Annotated in this window: 11 protein-coding genes and 1 pseudogene; 3 read left to right on the plus strand and 9 right to left on the minus strand. The window is 73.1% G+C overall.

Annotated elements, in window-relative coordinates:
- Positions 1-229: 229 nt before the first annotated feature.
- From SSNG_RS30805 to SSNG_RS30825, 5 genes are all read right to left on the minus strand, one after another.
- On the minus strand, positions 230-880 hold the full coding sequence (locus SSNG_RS30805) for a hypothetical protein (RefSeq protein WP_007267860.1): 651 nt from the start codon (positions 878-880) through the stop codon (positions 230-232).
- Positions 877-1314 carry a DUF6114 domain-containing protein gene (locus SSNG_RS30810; RefSeq protein ID WP_042802378.1) on the minus strand — a complete coding sequence of 146 codons (438 nt, stop codon included), beginning with the start codon at positions 1312-1314 and terminating at the stop codon, positions 877-879. The genes SSNG_RS30805 and SSNG_RS30810 overlap by 4 nt, the downstream gene beginning before the upstream one ends.
- Positions 1305-1979, minus strand: coding sequence for a DUF6230 family protein (locus tag SSNG_RS30815; protein WP_241695154.1), 675 nt, complete (start codon positions 1977-1979; stop codon positions 1305-1307). Before SSNG_RS30815 ends, SSNG_RS30810 begins: the two co-directional genes overlap by 10 nt.
- A 106-nt stretch (positions 1980-2085) precedes the next feature.
- Positions 2086-2862, minus strand: coding sequence for a MerR family transcriptional regulator (locus SSNG_RS30820; RefSeq protein WP_050779783.1), 777 nt, complete (start codon positions 2860-2862; stop codon positions 2086-2088).
- Positions 2863-2902: 40 nt separating this feature from the next.
- On the minus strand, positions 2903-4105 hold the full coding sequence (locus tag SSNG_RS30825) for a methyltransferase (RefSeq protein WP_206731348.1): 1203 nt from the start codon (positions 4103-4105) through the stop codon (positions 2903-2905).
- Positions 4106-4222: 117 nt separating this feature from the next.
- On the opposite strand from SSNG_RS30825, the gene SSNG_RS30830 reads away from it, so the two are divergent.
- Entirely contained in the window at positions 4223-5188 is a 966-nt protein-coding gene (locus SSNG_RS30830) for a pirin family protein (RefSeq protein WP_007267865.1), read from the plus strand.
- A 104-nt stretch (positions 5189-5292) separates the two neighbouring features.
- Here the strand turns inward: SSNG_RS30830 and SSNG_RS30835 are convergent, their stop codons facing one another.
- Positions 5293-8712: an Ig-like domain-containing protein gene (locus SSNG_RS30835; protein ID WP_042802380.1), complete on the minus strand. Its 3420-nt coding sequence runs from the start codon at positions 8710-8712 to the stop codon at positions 5293-5295.
- Between the two features lie 354 nt (positions 8713-9066).
- Complete coding sequence (locus SSNG_RS30840; RefSeq protein ID WP_007267867.1) at positions 9067-10266, minus strand: low specificity L-threonine aldolase; 1200 nt, start codon at positions 10264-10266, stop codon at positions 9067-9069.
- Between the two features lie 391 nt (positions 10267-10657).
- On the opposite strand from SSNG_RS30840, the gene SSNG_RS30845 reads away from it, so the two are divergent.
- The gene (locus SSNG_RS30845; RefSeq protein ID WP_007267868.1) at positions 10658-11719 is read left to right on the plus strand and encodes an NAD-dependent epimerase/dehydratase family protein; all 1062 of its coding nucleotides are present in this window, start codon (positions 10658-10660) and stop codon (positions 11717-11719) included.
- Between the two features lie 81 nt (positions 11720-11800).
- On the opposite strand, the gene SSNG_RS30850 is transcribed toward SSNG_RS30845, so the two are convergent.
- The gene (locus SSNG_RS30850; RefSeq protein ID WP_007267869.1) at positions 11801-12922 is read right to left on the minus strand and encodes a HAMP domain-containing sensor histidine kinase; all 1122 of its coding nucleotides are present in this window, start codon (positions 12920-12922) and stop codon (positions 11801-11803) included.
- Positions 12919-13660, minus strand: a pseudogene (locus SSNG_RS30855) (response regulator transcription factor). Before SSNG_RS30855 ends, SSNG_RS30850 begins: the two are co-directional and overlap by 4 nt.
- Before the next feature lie 116 nt (positions 13661-13776).
- Here SSNG_RS30855 and SSNG_RS30860 point away from each other — a divergent pair.
- Positions 13777-14499, plus strand: coding sequence for a glycosyltransferase family 2 protein (locus tag SSNG_RS30860; protein WP_007267871.1), 723 nt, complete (start codon positions 13777-13779; stop codon positions 14497-14499).
- Positions 14500-14540 lie beyond the last annotated feature (41 nt).

The raw sequence follows: 14540 nt of genomic DNA on the forward strand, positions 1-14540 counted from the left end.
CCGCGACCCCGCGCGGCTCCCGCCGGCCCACGGGTCCCCGCTGGTCGGCGTCGTGCTGGGTGGCGCCGTGCCGGGCGGGGTGGTGCGGGATGGCGGCGTGCTGGGTGCTGCTGTCTTGATCGGTGGTCTGTGACATGCCCAGAGCTTCGCCCGCACCCGTCGGGCCGTGCAACGCGTTTTCCCCGCCCCCGGGACGGCCCGGGGAGCGGGGGACGCGGAGCGGGAGCCGTCAGGGGGTGACGGTGATCTGCTGGGACGGGTCGGTGGTGTCGGTGACCTTGTAGACGGCGTTGAAGGTGGACGTGGTCGCGCTCGTCGGGCAGCCGAAGCCGCCGGTGACGGTCACGGGGACGGTCGCGTTGGTGAAGGTCAGGCTCGACGGGGCGCCGTTCGTCCAGCTGCCCGGGGCGCTGGCGGCCCCGCCGGGGGCGGCGGTGACGGTGCAGGAGGCCAGGCCCGAGGTCTGCACGACGAGCCCGCCGGCCGGGACCGTCATGGTCGCCGTGATCGGGGAGCCGTTCTGCATGGACACCGCCCAGGACCCGCTGGTGGTCACCGTCGCGCTCACGCCCGGCATGCTGGTCGTACAGGAGCTGTAGGTCGGCGGGGAGATGGGCGAGGAGACCGGACCCGCCGGGTTCTGGTTGCCGGGGGCGGCCGGCACCGAGCCGGTGGAGACGGAGACCGTGCAGGTCACCGTGACCGAACCGGCCTTGAGGGTGGCCTTCCCGCTGAGGGTGGCCTTGAAGGCGTGCCCGGCCGGGGTGACGGTGGTCGACCCGGCCGCCGGTAACGGCGCGGCGGTGGCGGTGGCGGAGGCCGCCGTCAGTGTGGCCGCGGCGGCCAGGCCGAGGGCGAACGCGGTGCGCGTACGGCTCATGGCTGTGCTCCTTGGGGATCGGGGTGCGGAGTGGGGGAGTTCCCGGCGGGGGAGGGCCGGGCGGGGGCGGCGGAGCCCCCGGCGCGCGGGGCGGCGTACGGCTGCCAGGCGAACATCAGCCCGCCGCCGAGGATGCCGAACAGGGTGCCGATCAGGAACCCGCCGAGGTTCGACATGACCAGCGCGGCGGTGGCGACGAGCGTGGTGAGGATCCCGGCGAGGGTGCGCTGTGCGGGGGAGAACCAGCCGGTGAGGCCGAGGACGATCATGACGACGCCCATCAGGACGGACGGGATGCCCGCCACCCCCTGCTGGAGCATGATCTTCAGCGGGGCCAGCGGCAGCACGCTGATCCACGCCCCGGCCAGGACGGCGAGGAGGCCGCCCCAGAAGGGCCTGCCGCGCCGCCACCGCCGCCAGCGGCTCAGAAGCATTCCTTCTTGCCCTTGCTGATGTTCATGCTCAGCCCGGAGAGCTTGAAGGTGCCGGCGTTGGTCGCCCACGCCGTCTGCTGGAGACTGCTGATGCTGACCTTGTCGGCCTGCTGGGCGAACAGGTCCTGCATGCCCTGCGCCTCCGCCGGACCCTTGTCCAGGGTGGAGGCGTCGCGCCCGATCTCGATGTTCGTGAACTCGGCGTCGCCGGCGAGCTGGGTGGCGTCCACGAACAGGTTGGAGGCCTCGACGGGGGTCTTCTTGCCGGCCGTCAGGTTGAGGGAGATGTCCCCGATGACGGGGAGGGTGGTGACCACCGACTGGCAGAGGTCGTGCAGCTTGGCCTCCCTGATGGCGGTGACCGCCACCGGGATGAGCTCCTGACGGGCGTTGACGTCGACGCTGCCGTACTGCGCGAAGCCCTCGCCCTCCAGGCTCTTCGCCGACACCTTGAACTGCTGGCCCGACACCGCGAAGGAGGCGGCGAGCGCACCCTGCGCGAGGGCGATGCCGAGGCCGGCGGTGACCGCGACGGCGGGGGCGGTCAGGAGGACGAACCTGCGCCAGCGGACCCGCCCGCCGTCTCTGACGAGCTCCTCGCCGGGCGGCTCGGCCCCGGGAGAGGAGCTGGGCCCGGATTCGGATAAGTTCGGTGAGTCTGCCATGAGATGGTCCCTATCTCGGCTGTGCACCTTTGTTACCGACGAGTTGAATGTAAGAGTGCCAATGGTGGTTGGCAAGGTTGTGCGAGAGCACCCTTTAGGCCGACTCCTACTGCTCCGTACGCAGCAGTTCGGCGACCTCCGCCTCCACCCGCCGGCCCATCGCCCGCGCGAACTCCGTGGCCACCACCTCGCCGGCCACCGGCCGCAGCGCCGCCACCGCCTCCCGCACATGATCCAGCTGACTGGCCGAAAGTGGCCCCAGCCCCTCCACGCCGATCACATGCCGCCGGAAGAGCCCCACGAACCGGTCCGCCAGCGCCGCCGCCTGGACCTGTACGAAGTCCCCCGCGTCCAGGATCTCCCCGAGCGGCACCCCCTGCCGTACCAGCGCCACCGTCGCCTCCAGCAGCCGCCGGCTCGGATACGTGACCCGCTCCCCGTCCAGGCGTACGTAGCCCAGCTCGGCCGCCCGCCGGGTGTGCTCGGCCGTCGCCCCCGGGCCGAACAGCTCGCGCAGCTCGGCCCGGGTCATCGTCACCGGCTCCTCCTGCACCCAGTCCCGGGTCATCTCCCGTTCCAGGCCCAGCAGTTGGGAGAGGCCGCCGCCGTGTTCCCAGGCGGCCAGCAGCTCGCCGATGCCGTTGACCGTGTACCCGCGCCCCAGCAGGTCGCTGATCAGCCGCAGCCGGGTCAGGTGGTCGTCGGAGTACCAGGCGATCCGGCCCTCGCGGCGCGGCGGGGGCAGCAGCCCGCGCTCCTGGTAGTAGCGCAGGTTGCGCACCTTGACCCCGGCCGCGCGGGCCACGTCCTCCCGCCGGTAGCGCCGCTCCCCGCCGGCGGCCGCCGCGTCCTCCGTACCGTCCGTCTGCGCCTCGGTGCTCACGCGGCCGAGTGTAGGACCTACCGGCGGGTGTACCGGCAGGTCACACGGGGCGGGGCCGCGACTCGCGCTTGACCGCCCGCAGCACCACGAACCTCGGCTCGCTCGCGGCGACTTCACAGTTGCCGAACAGGCGCTGGAGGTGCGTGTGGTAGCCCATGTGCCGGTTGGCGACCACCCACAGCTCCCCGCCCGGGCGCAGCACCTTGCGGGACTGCGCGAACATGCGCAGCGCCGTCGCGTCGGTCGTCGCCTGGTGGGAGTGGAACGGCGGGTTGTTGAGGATCAGGTCCACCGAGGAGGGCGCCAGCATGGCCACCCCGTCGCCGACGAGGAACTCCGCGGTCCGCCGGCCCGGGCGGACGTTGGCCTCGTACGTGGCCCGGGCCGAGGCGACGGCCTGGTACGACTCGTCGGTGAAGACCACCTCGGCGTCCGGGTCGGCCACCTGCACGGCCGTGCCGACGACGCCGTTGCCGCAGCCCAGGTCCACGACCCGGGCGCCGTCGGTGTTGGTCGGGATGCTCTGGAGGAAGAAGCGGGTGCCGACGTCCAGGCGGTCCGCGCAGAAGATCCCGGCGTGGTTGACCGTGGCCAGCCCGGCCCCCGAGCCGCCGTCCTCGTCGACGGTGTACGTCACCGGCCACGGCGAGGGGCCGGCGGCGGCCGACAGCGCCGGGTCGGGCGTGCAGAAGATCAGCCGGGCCTTCTTCTCGGCGAGCGAGGTGCGCGTCGGGCCGAGGATCTTCTCGAAGAGGTCCAGCGTGGAGGTGTGGATCTCCTTGACCATGCCGGTGCCCACGACCACGGTGCCCTCGTGCACGTGCGGGGCCAGCCGGTGCAGCTGGTCCTCCAGCAGCGCCAGGCTCTTGGGGACCCGGACGAGGAGTACGTCGATCCGCGCGGGCGGTGCGTCCCGCGTGGTCAGCAGGGTCACCGTGGACTTGGAGGTGCCGATCCCGGCCCGGTCCAGGTTCGCCTCGGTCGCGGCGCGGGCCAGCGAGGAGTCGGTGATCTGGGTGGGGCGGTACGCGGCCAGGGCCGTGGTCAGCGCCCCCCAGCGGTCGCCGACGACCGTGATCTGCCCGGCGCCGGCCAGGTCGACCGGTCCGCGCTCGCCGGTACCGGCGTCGAGGTGGCGCAGCAGGTACTCGTCGGCGGCGTCCCAGGCGCGGAGCCGGTCGCGGGGGTCGGCGGGGAAGCGGGTGAGTTCGTAGGAGCCGAAAGGCGTGGTCAGGCGGTTCATATTGGCACCCAGGCTAGCCGAGGCGGCCCCGGACCGGTGTCCGGCCGCACCCCGCGCCCTGACATTCCCCGCAAAGTAACGGTGCCGGTCAGCCCCCGCGCCACTAAGTTGGGCGGCATGAGCAATCTCGATCGTCAGCCCGCTCTCTCCGCCTGCGGCGGCCGCGGCTTCGTCGTGGCCGAGCCGGTGCGCGAGCTCCTCAGCCCGCGCACGGTCAAGCTGGGGGAATCCACCGAGGTCCGACGACTCCTGCCGAACCTGGGCCGCCGCATGGTGGGCGCCTGGTGCTTCGTCGACCACTACGGCCCGGACGACATCGCCGACGAACCCGGCATGCAGGTCGCCCCGCACCCGCACGCAGGCCTCCAGACGGTGAGCTGGCTGCACGAGGGCGAGGTGCTGCACCGCGACAGCACGGGCAGCCTCGCCACGATCCGCCCGCGCGAGCTGGGCCTGATGACCTCCGGCCGGGGCATCAGCCACTCCGAGGAGAGCCCCCGCCCGCACGCCCGCTTCCTGCACGGCGCCCAGCTGTGGGTGGCCCTCCCCGACGCCCACCGCGACGTCGCCCCGCACTTCCAGCACCACGCCGACCTCCCCCGGGTCACGGCCCCCGGCCTGGACGCGACGGTCATCCTGGGCACCCTGGACACGGCGACCTCCCCGGGCACCGCGTACACCCCCATCGTCGGCGCGGACCTCGCCCTGACCGCCGGCACCGAGACCCGCCTCCCCCTGAACCCGGACTTCGAGTACGCGGTCCTCTCCATGTCGGGCGAGGCCCACGTGGACGGCGTCCCGGTCCTCCCCGGCTCGATGCTCTACCTGGGCTGCGGCCGCACCGAACTCCCCCTCCGCGCCGCCTCGGACGCCGGCCTGATGCTGCTGGGAGGGGAGCCGTTCGAGGAGGAGATCGTGATGTTCTGGAACTGGATCGGCCGCTCCCACGAGGAGATCGCGCAGGCCCGCGAAGACTGGATGAACGGCTCCCGATTCGGCGAGGTGAAGGGCTACGACGGCCCTCCGATTCCCGCCCCGATGCTTCCCCCGACCCACCTGAAGCCCAGGGGAAGGCTCCGCTGACCTGCTGGTACGTGGAGGTGAGGGTCGGGTGCCGCGCTCGCTCCCGGCCCTCCGGTTGCGACTACGCGGCTCCGCGACTTCGTCGCGGAGCCGGATGACACTGCCTAGCCCTTGTCCTCGTGCTTGCTCTCCTCCAGCGTGATGGCCTCCGTGTCGGTGAAGTCGATGCGCGTCTTGGCCTGGGTCGTGTGCGGGTAGGCGACGAGGACCGAGCCCGAGCCCGACGTGCCGTTGGATTCCTGTTTCAGCAGGCCCCCCGGCGAGCCGGCGCGGACGATCAGTTCGTCGCCCTTCTCCGGCCGTACGTGGGACGGGTCGCCGCCGTTGACCGAGATGTTGGCGTTGACGGAGTCCTTGACGAGGAAGTCGACGGTGTCCTTGCCGCCGCGGGCGAGGACACCGATCCGCTCCGTCTGTGCCGTGGTGATCCGCAGGCCGAGCAGGGTCACGAGCGGCTCCGGCTTGCGGAGCAGCGGCAGGGATTCGACGTGGAGTGTGGTGAACGTGTCCACCACACCCCGGATCCGGTCGCCCCGGGTGGTGCCCACGATGGTGACTTCGTCGTCTCCGCCGTCGGTGCTGATTCCCACGTCACCGGTGACGTTGTAGAAGTTCAGCACTTGCGCGGAGTCCCGGCGCGTCAGCCGGCCGCTGTTGACACTGAGCGGGGTGAAGGTGAGCCGGTCGTCGCCCGTCCCGCCCGTGACGGCCGCGCCGTGCCCGTTCGCGTCCAGGTTGACCACGGGGATCCCCTGGATGCCGACGAAACCGCCCGGGATGCCCGGGTAGCCCGTGACCTGGCCCTGGGCGATGTCGACCAGCACGTCCGCCGTGGCACCGGCAAGGCTGAGCGAGTTGTGCGCGATGGTCACCGGGAGGGACGGAGAGGCCGGGCTCACGTTGCCGGCGAGGTCCTCCAGGAGGACGTCGACCTCGTACCGGCCGTCGCGCAGCGCGGAGCTGACGACCTCGTACTCACCGGCCGGGGTGACGGTGTCCTTGCCGACCACGGCCGTGCTGCCGCCGGCCGGGGTGGTCCGGAGCCGGACCAGCGCGTTCGGCTCGGCCGACCAGCCCTGGAACGCGGGCTTGATGATGGTGGTGATGTTGTCGACGTCGCTGCCCGCGCTGTCGCTGGAGGACAGCAGGTCGGGCGCGGAGGCCGGCCGGGCCGGCGCGGTCGTGTCCAGGGTGATCACGAGTGCGTGCGCGCTCTCCGCGCCCGAGCCGGTGACGTGGGTGGTGCCGGCGACCCGGGGGTCGTCGGACGGGTCGACGATGATCACCTCGGCGGTGATCTGGTTCTCGCCCTCCCGCAGGACCGGGTCCAGGTGGATCTGGTACAGCCCCGGCTTGTTCGTCGGGTCGACCGGCGTGGCGAAGCCGACGCGCTCCCCGTCGCGCTCCACGGCCACCTTGTAGCCGGGGGCGTCGTCGGTGAGGGCGGGCGTGGAGTTCTCCGGGGACGGCGTGATGCCGGCCGCGCGCAGCTCGGCGTCGTTCACGCGCAGGAAGAGGTCCGGTCCGACGGTCTTGGTGATGTCGTCGGTGTCGGAGCGGCCCGAGTCGGACTGCTGCTTGAGGTCCAGGGCGAACGGCTCGGGAGCCGCACGGTTGACGACGACGAGGTCGTACGTGCCCTGCGGCGGGTCGGTCGGAGAGGCGTCCCCGGGCCGCGTCGGGTCGGTCACGCCGGCGGCGCTGACCACGACGTAGTACTGCTCGTCCTGGACGACCGGGATCGCGAGCCGGCCGGTGGAGGTGCCGGCGCGGGTGGTGACGGTGCCGGTGGCGACGCGGTTGCCGAACTTGTCGTACGCGCGCACCGCGAGCGGGGCGATCACCTCGTTGAAGCGGATCTCGGTGGTGAGGTGGCCGGTGTGGCGGGGGGTGATCCGGAAGAAGTCCACGTCGGTCGCGGTGTGCAGGGTGAGTCCGCGCCGGTTGAACTGCTCGTTCGAGCCGAGGTCGGCGGCCACGGCGTGGTCGATCGACTCGTTGGGCTCGTGGGTGTCGGGGAAGGCTCCGAGCATGGAGAAGACGTCGAAGTAGGTGTCCTGGTTGCCCGCGGAGGGGGTGGTGGGCGTCGGCGGGGTGGCGTTGCCGGTCCAGGACGCGTAGGCGATCCCGTCCACCGTCCACACACCGTTGTACTCGCCGATCCGGAGCGTCTGGCGGGTCTCGCCGGCGACGACGGTGCCGCAGCCGGTGACGTTCCCGAAGCGGCACGGGGCGTTGCGGTCGGGGTCGAAGGGGGCGTCGCTGATGCGGAAGTCCTGCGCCCAGGTCTGGCCGCCGTCCCGGCTGGTGGTGCCGTACAGCTCCAGCAGGAAGTTGTCGGCGCCGTTCGGTCCGGTGCCGCCGTTGCGCCGGCCGCTGCGGTTGTCGTACCAGGTGACGACGGCGTTGCCGTCCTGGTCGATGTGGGCGTTGGGCATGACGGCGAAGGTCTGGCCCGGCCCGTGGTCGACGCGGCTCCGGGCGAAGCTCAGGCCGTTGTCCGTGGAGCGGGCGATGACGACGTCGGCGTCGTCGCCGTCCCCGTAGTTGTTGTTCGGGTCGTCATTGGCGACGACGTAGACGTTCCCGGCCCGGGCCGGGTCGGGCAGGACGTACGGCTGCACGCTGCCCTGCAGCCAGAAGTCGGTTCCGGGGATCTCGGTGGTCGCGTCGTTCTGCCGGTTGCAGGTGACACTGGCCTGGCCCGCCCCGAAGGGCACGGTGCGCTGGCGGGGAGTGCCGGCGGCGAAGTCGGCACCGCCGGAGCCGTCCCGGATCAGCTGGATGGTGCCCGCTGTTCCGTCGCCCACGCAGGTGTCGGTGTGGTAGGCGACGTAGAGGTCGCCGTTCTGAGCCACGGCCGCGTGCGAGGGCCAGACGAATCCCTCGCCCGCCTGGGAGACGGACGCCGGCGCGGACCAGGTCGTGCCGCCGTTCGTGGACCGTGAGAACAGGATCCGCGAACCGCCGGCGGCGGGGAGTTCCGTCCAGATGATGTAGAGGTTGCCCACGTACGGGCTGGTGGGGTTGGCGTCGACCACCAGCCACGGCTTGTCGTGGTCGATGTTGCCGTTCGCGCTCACCTGGACCGGTGTGTACGTCTGCGTCCCGGGCGTCGTGGTGTCGTTGATCCGGCCGACGCCGACCCCGAGCCGGGTGGGCGTCGGGTTGGTGTTCAGGCCGCCGCGCGACAGGTGCGTGACGAAGAGGCGGCCGTCGGCGTCGAAGGTGAGGACCGGGTCGCCGTTGCAGGGGGTGACGGTCGTCGTCCGTGTGATCGGGAAGCCGTCCCGGCCGTAGTTGAGGTCGATGTGGACGGTGCACCCCGACATGACGGCGACCTGTCCGGGCCTTCGCGGATTGGCGGTGGCGTTGTGGGGCTCGTTGTTGCCGGTGCCGATCCTCCGGTCGTCGCCCGCCCATGCCGGGGAGGCGGCGGGGCCGAGGATCACGAGCGACTGCAGCACGAGGAGAATGGTGCTGACGATGGTGAGGGCACGCTTGCGAAGGTGATGGCTCAGCATGCGTCCCGCTCTCTTGCTCTGTACATCCCTCTCCTTCCAGCCCGACGGCCGCACCTGACCGGCGACTCCGCGTGCTGTTCGGGAGGACTGTGGCAGCGGGGCGTCCGTGCCGCCGGGCGTCGGGGACTGCGTCACGGGAATTCACCGGGATCCCCTGAAGAACCACCCGACCGGAGCAAGTCGAAAGGACGGCCGGTAGTGCTTCGTCAGGTGGGCTTGACGCTTTGGAAGGCGGTCGTGGAACCGGCGGGACTCGTCCCTCCGCCGGATCCCGGACAGGGCCGCCGAGAGCCTCGGCCTGGACCACCGGGCGGGCCGGGGCGCTCGCGCCGGCCCGCCGGGGTGGGCCACCGGCTACTTCGTGGTGCGGTCCGCGGAGAAGGCGGGAGCCTTGCCCAGCGCTTCGATCGCCTCTTCCATGTCGCGGACCCTGCGGCGCAGTTGCGCCAGTTCCTCGCGCTCGGACGTGGTCAGCGCGCCCGACGGCCCTTCGCCGCGCTCCGCCGCCAGCTCGTCCGCGATGGCCGCCGCGAACGCGTCCACGTCGTCCTCGGTGGTGTCGAAGGAGGTCATCCAGCGGACCTCGCCGGCCTGCTCGTCCCAGGTGTAGAAGCGGAAACGCTTCTGCAGGCGCTCGGTGACGGCCGGAGGCAGGACCGCGAAGATCTGGTTGGCCTGCACCGGGCGGGCGATCTCCAGGCCCGGCAGGTCGCGCACCGCCGCGTACAGCCGCTGGGTCATCGCGTTGGAACGGGCCGCCGAGCGCAGCCAGAGGTCGCCGCCCAGCAGCGCCTCGAACTGCACCGACATGAAACGCATCTTGGAGCCCAGTTGCATGCTCGTCTTGCGCAGGTGGGCCATGCCGCGCACCGCGTCCTGGTTGAGGACGATCACCGCCTCGCCGAAGAGCAGACCGTTCTTGGTGCCGCCGAGCGAGAGGACGTCCACGCCGGCGTCGGTGGTCATCTCGCGCAGGGACACGCCCAGGGTGGCGGCGGCGTTGGCGAGCCGGGCGCCGTCCAGGTAGACGAGCATGCCCAGGTCGTGCGCGTGGTCGCAGATCGCACGGATCTCGTCCGGCGTGTAGCAGGTCCCGAGCTCGGTGGACTGGGCGATCGAGACGACCTTGGGCCGGGCCCGGTGCTCGTCCTCGAAGCCCCATGCCTGACGGTCGATCAGCTCGGGGGTGAGCTTGCCGTCCCACGTGGGCACCGTCAGGAGCTTGATCCCGGCCATCTTCTCGGGCGCGCCGCCCTCGTCGACGTTGATGTGGGCCGACTCGGCGCAGACCACGGCCTCCCAGCGGGCCAGCATGGTCTGGAGCGCGAACACGTTCGCGCCGGTGCCGTTGAAGACCGGGTACGCCTGCGCGGTGGGGCCGAAGTGGCCGCGCACCACTTCCTGGAGGCGCTCGGTGTAGACGTCGGCGCCGTAGCTGACCTGGTGGCCGCCGTTGGCCAGGCCGATCGCCGCAAGGATCTCGGGGTGCGCCCCCGCGTAGTTGTCGCTGGCGAAGCCGCGCTCGTCCGGGTCGTGTCGTCGCTGTACGGTCATGGTGCTCTCTGCTCGCTCACTTGTCTCGGTCGTAGGGGTGTGACACAGGGGGGCCGGACGGGCGCCGGAGCCGGCGGTGACGACCGCGAGGGCGCGGGCAGGGCGAGGCGCGTCTGCGTGCGGCAAGCGAAATCCCCCGGGCGGAGCTGTGCGGACCGGATCGCGGCCCTGATCGTGATCTTTCTATCCGGGCACTTCGGCCCCGGTCAATGGATCACCGCAAAGACGTCCGTGAGACCGGCCCCGTGCCGGAGATCTTCCCGAACGAGGGCCCTTCGGTCCGTCGGAACTCCGCGCCGGGACCGCGCCGCCCGGTGGGGAGGGTGACGGAAGTCTTACGGCGCGGTGCGGGAGCCGCCGGCCGGGTCCCCGGTTCCGTAGCGTGCCGGGCATGCGAGTACTCGTCACAGGAGGAGCCGGGTTCATCGGCTCGCACGTGGTCGCCGTCCTGGCCGCCGGGGGACACACCCCGGTCGTGCTGGACGCGCTGTTGCCGGCCGCGCATCCGCGGGCCCCCGAGCTGCCGGACGCCGAGGTCGTCCGGGGCGACGTCCGGGACGCGGAGGCGGTGGGACGCGCGCTGCGCGGCGTGGACGCCGTGTGCCATCAGGCCGCCATGGTGGGCCTGGGGAAGGACTTCGCGGACGCGCCGGAGTACGTCGCCTGCAACGACCTGGGGACGGCGGTGCTGCTGGCCGAGACGGCCCGGGCCGGGGTGCGGAGGTTCGTGCAGGCCGGGTCGATGGTGGTGTACGGGGAGGGGCGGTACGAGTGCCGCGGGCACGGAGTGGTGCGGCCGGGGCCGCGGGCGGCCGCGGACCTGGAGGCGGGCCGGTTCGAGCCCCGTTGCCCGCGCTGCGGGGACGGGCTCGTCCCGGGGCTGGTGGACGAGGACGCGCCGGCGGATCCGCGGAACGTGTACGCGACGACCAAGCTCGCGCAGGAGCACCTGGCCGCCGCCTGGGCGCGGTCCACCGGCGGTACGGCCGTGTCGCTGCGGTACCACAACGTGTACGGGCCGGGCATGCCGCGGGACACCCCGTACGCGGGTGTCGCCTCCTTCTTCCGGTCCGCCCTGGCCCGGGGCGAGGCCCCGCGGGTGTTCGAGGACGGTGCGCAGCGGCGGGACTTCGTCCACGTACGGGACGTCGCCCGGGCGAACGCGGCCGTCCTGGCCGGCGTCGAAGGCCTGCCGGCCGGCGGCCACACCGCGTACAACGTCGGCAGCGGCGACCCGCACACCGTGGGGGAGATGGCCGCCGCGCTCGCCGCGGAGCACGGCGGCCCGGCGCCCGTGGTGACGGGGGAGTTCCGGCTGGGCGACGTCCGGCACATCACGGCGGACTCCTCCCGGCTGCGGCGCGAGCTGGGCTGGCGTCCCGAGGTCGGGTTCGAGCAGGGCATGGCCGAGTTCGCGCGGGCCGGCCAGCGGGCCTCCGCCGGGGTCGGGTAGGCCGGGCCTTTCGGATCGGGCCGGATCAGCCCGCCCCGGGCCCGGCCCGATCCGGAAGACACGGTCTGGCGGCGGCCCCGGTCAGGTGCTCGCGGCGGCGAGCGGAAGGGTGACCTCGAAGCGGCAGCCGCCGGGCACGTTGTGGACCCGGGCCCGTCCGGCGTGGGCCTCGACGATGCCCCGCACGATCGCCAGCCCGAGTCCGGCGCCCGCCGGGGGCGTACGGGCGGAGTTGCCGCGCCAGCCGGTGTCGAAGACCTTGGGCAGGTCCTCCTCGGGGATGCCGCCGCAGCCGTCGGTGACCGACAGCACGGCGGTGTCCTCGTGCCGGTCGACGCGCACGGCCACGGTGCCGTCGGCGGGGGTGTGGCGGATGGCGTTGACGAGCAGGTTCGTCAGGACCCGGGTCATCTCCTTGCCGTCCACCTCGACCGGGACGTGGGAGATGTCCTCGCCGCACAGCCGCACCCCCCGCTCGCGGGCGAGCGGGTCGGCACCGAGGAGGGCGTCGGCCGCGAGGTCCCGGAACGAGACCCGGCTGGGAGTCAGCTCCAGGGCCCCGGCATGGATGCGGGAGAGCTCGAAGAGGTCGCCGACCATGGTGCCGAGGCGTTCGACCTCCGTGCGGATCTGCCGGTGGTAGCGGGCGGGGTCGGCCGCGACCCCGTCCTCCAGGGCCTCGGCCATGGCCCGCAGCCCGGCCAGCGGGGTGCGCAGGTCGTGGGAGATCCAGGCGACGAGCTCGCGGCGGGAGGACTCCAGAGCGCGCTCGCGCTCCCGGGAGGCCGCGAGCCGGGCACTGGTGGCAAGCCACTCCCCGCCGTTACGGCCGGCAAGTTCCGCCGTTGCCCGGGCCGGGGGTGCGGCGAAGCCGCCGCCGTCGCCGAAGTCCCTGGCCGCACGGGCGAGGTCGCGGCCGCGGGCCACCACCCACCGTCCGAGCAGCAGCGCGGTGGCCAGCGACACGACGGCGGCCATGGCGGCCACGAGGGTGACGACGCTCAGGTCGTGGGGGGAGAGGAACATCGCCCAGGCCACGGCGAGGGTGCCGGCGAGCATGGCGGCGACGGCGACCGCGGCGACGACGGCCAGGGAGACGGCGACCGACCGGTGCCGCAGCAGGCGCAGCGCGACCGCGCCGAGCAGACCGGCGCAGGCCGCGCCCGCGAACGCGAAAGCGGCCATCAGCAGAACGTCCTTCACCGGGATCCCTCCTCCCCGCCCGCGTCGAAGCGGTACCCCACGCCCCAGACGGTCTGGATGAGCCGGGGCGCGGCCGGGTCGTCCTCGATCTTGGCGCGCAGGCGGCGCACGTGGACGGTCACGGTGGACAGGTCTCCGAAGTCCCAGCCCCACACCTCCCGCATCAGCTCCTCCCGCCCGTGGGCCCGGCCGGGACGGGTGAGGAAGTGCGCCAGGAGGTCGAACTCCCGCAGGGTGAGCGTGAGTTCCCGCCCGTTCCGGTCGGCACGGCGGGTCTGCGGGTCCAGCCGGATTCCCGCCCCGGTCAGCAGCCCCCGCCCGGCGGGCTCCGGCGTCGCGGCCCGGCTGCGGCGCAGGACGGACTCGACGCGCAGGACCAGCTCGCGCGGACTGAAGGGCTTCGTGACGTAGTCGTCCGCGCCGAGTTCCAGGCCGGCGATCCGGTTCGTCCTCGCCGCCGCGCGCCGTCAGCATGATCACCGGAACGGGGCGTTCGGCGCGCAAGCCGCCGGCACACCTCCAGCCCGTCGAACCCGGCAGCATGAGGTCGAGGACGACCAGGTCCGGGACGTACCGGGCGGCGGCGTCGAGGGCGGCGGGGCAGTCGGCGGCGTGACAGATGTCGTGGCCGGCCCGGCGCAGGTAGCCGGTGCCGACCTCGGCGACGGTGGGATCGTCGTCGACGACGAGGACCCGGGCGGGCGGGGTGGGCGGGGGAGTGCTCGTGGCCGTGCTCATGACGGCAAGCCTCCCACCGGCGGCGCCCTCGCGTCTGCGGCGGCCCGTCCCCGGACGGCCGACGTCCGCGTTTCGTAAGGAGTCGATGTCCGCTATGTCCCCGGGGGATTCCTACCGTGGCAGTCGTGACCGAAAACTCCGTGGACGTCGTCCTGCCCTGCCTGAACGAGGCCGGGGCCCTGCCCTGGGTACTCGCCCGCATCCCCGCCGGCTGGCGGGCCCTGGTCGTGGACAACGGGTCCACCGACGGGTCCGCCGACCTCGCCCGCTCCCTGGGCGCCACCGTCGTCCAGGAGGCCCGGCGCGGCTTCGGCGCCGCCTGCCACGCCGGACTCCTGGCCGCGGAGGCCGAGTACGTCTGCTTCTGCGACTGCGACGCCTCCCTCGACCCCGGCCTGCTGAGCGGCTTCGTCCGGGCGGTCGCCGCGGGCGAGGCCGACCTCGTGCTCGGCCGGCGCCGCCCCCGGGGCCGGGGCGCCTGGCCGGCGCACGCCCGGGCGGGCAACCTCGCCCTCTCCCGGATGCTGCGCCGCCGCACCGGCCTGCGCCTGCACGACCTCGGCCCCCTGCGGGCGATGCGCCGCGAGGACCTGCTGCGCCTGGAGCTGACCGACCGGCGTTCCGGCTACCCCCTGCAGATGGTCGTACGCGCCGCCGACGCCGGCTGGCGGGTGCGCGAGGAGGACGTGCCCTACCTGCCGCGCAGCGGCAAGTCCAAGGTCACCGGCACCTGGCGGGGCACCTGGCAGGCCGTCCGCGACATGCGCGCGGTGCTCGCCGAGCCGCCGTACGCCCCCGCGGGGGCCGCCCGCACCGAGCGGTCCGGCGGTGTGAGGTGACCAGCCTGCTTGTGATCGCCAAAGCGCCCGTGCCCGGCCGG

It is taken from the genome of Streptomyces sp. C, assembly GCF_000158895.1.
Classification (GTDB): Bacteria; Actinomycetota; Actinomycetes; order Streptomycetales; family Streptomycetaceae; genus Streptomyces; species Streptomyces racemochromogenes.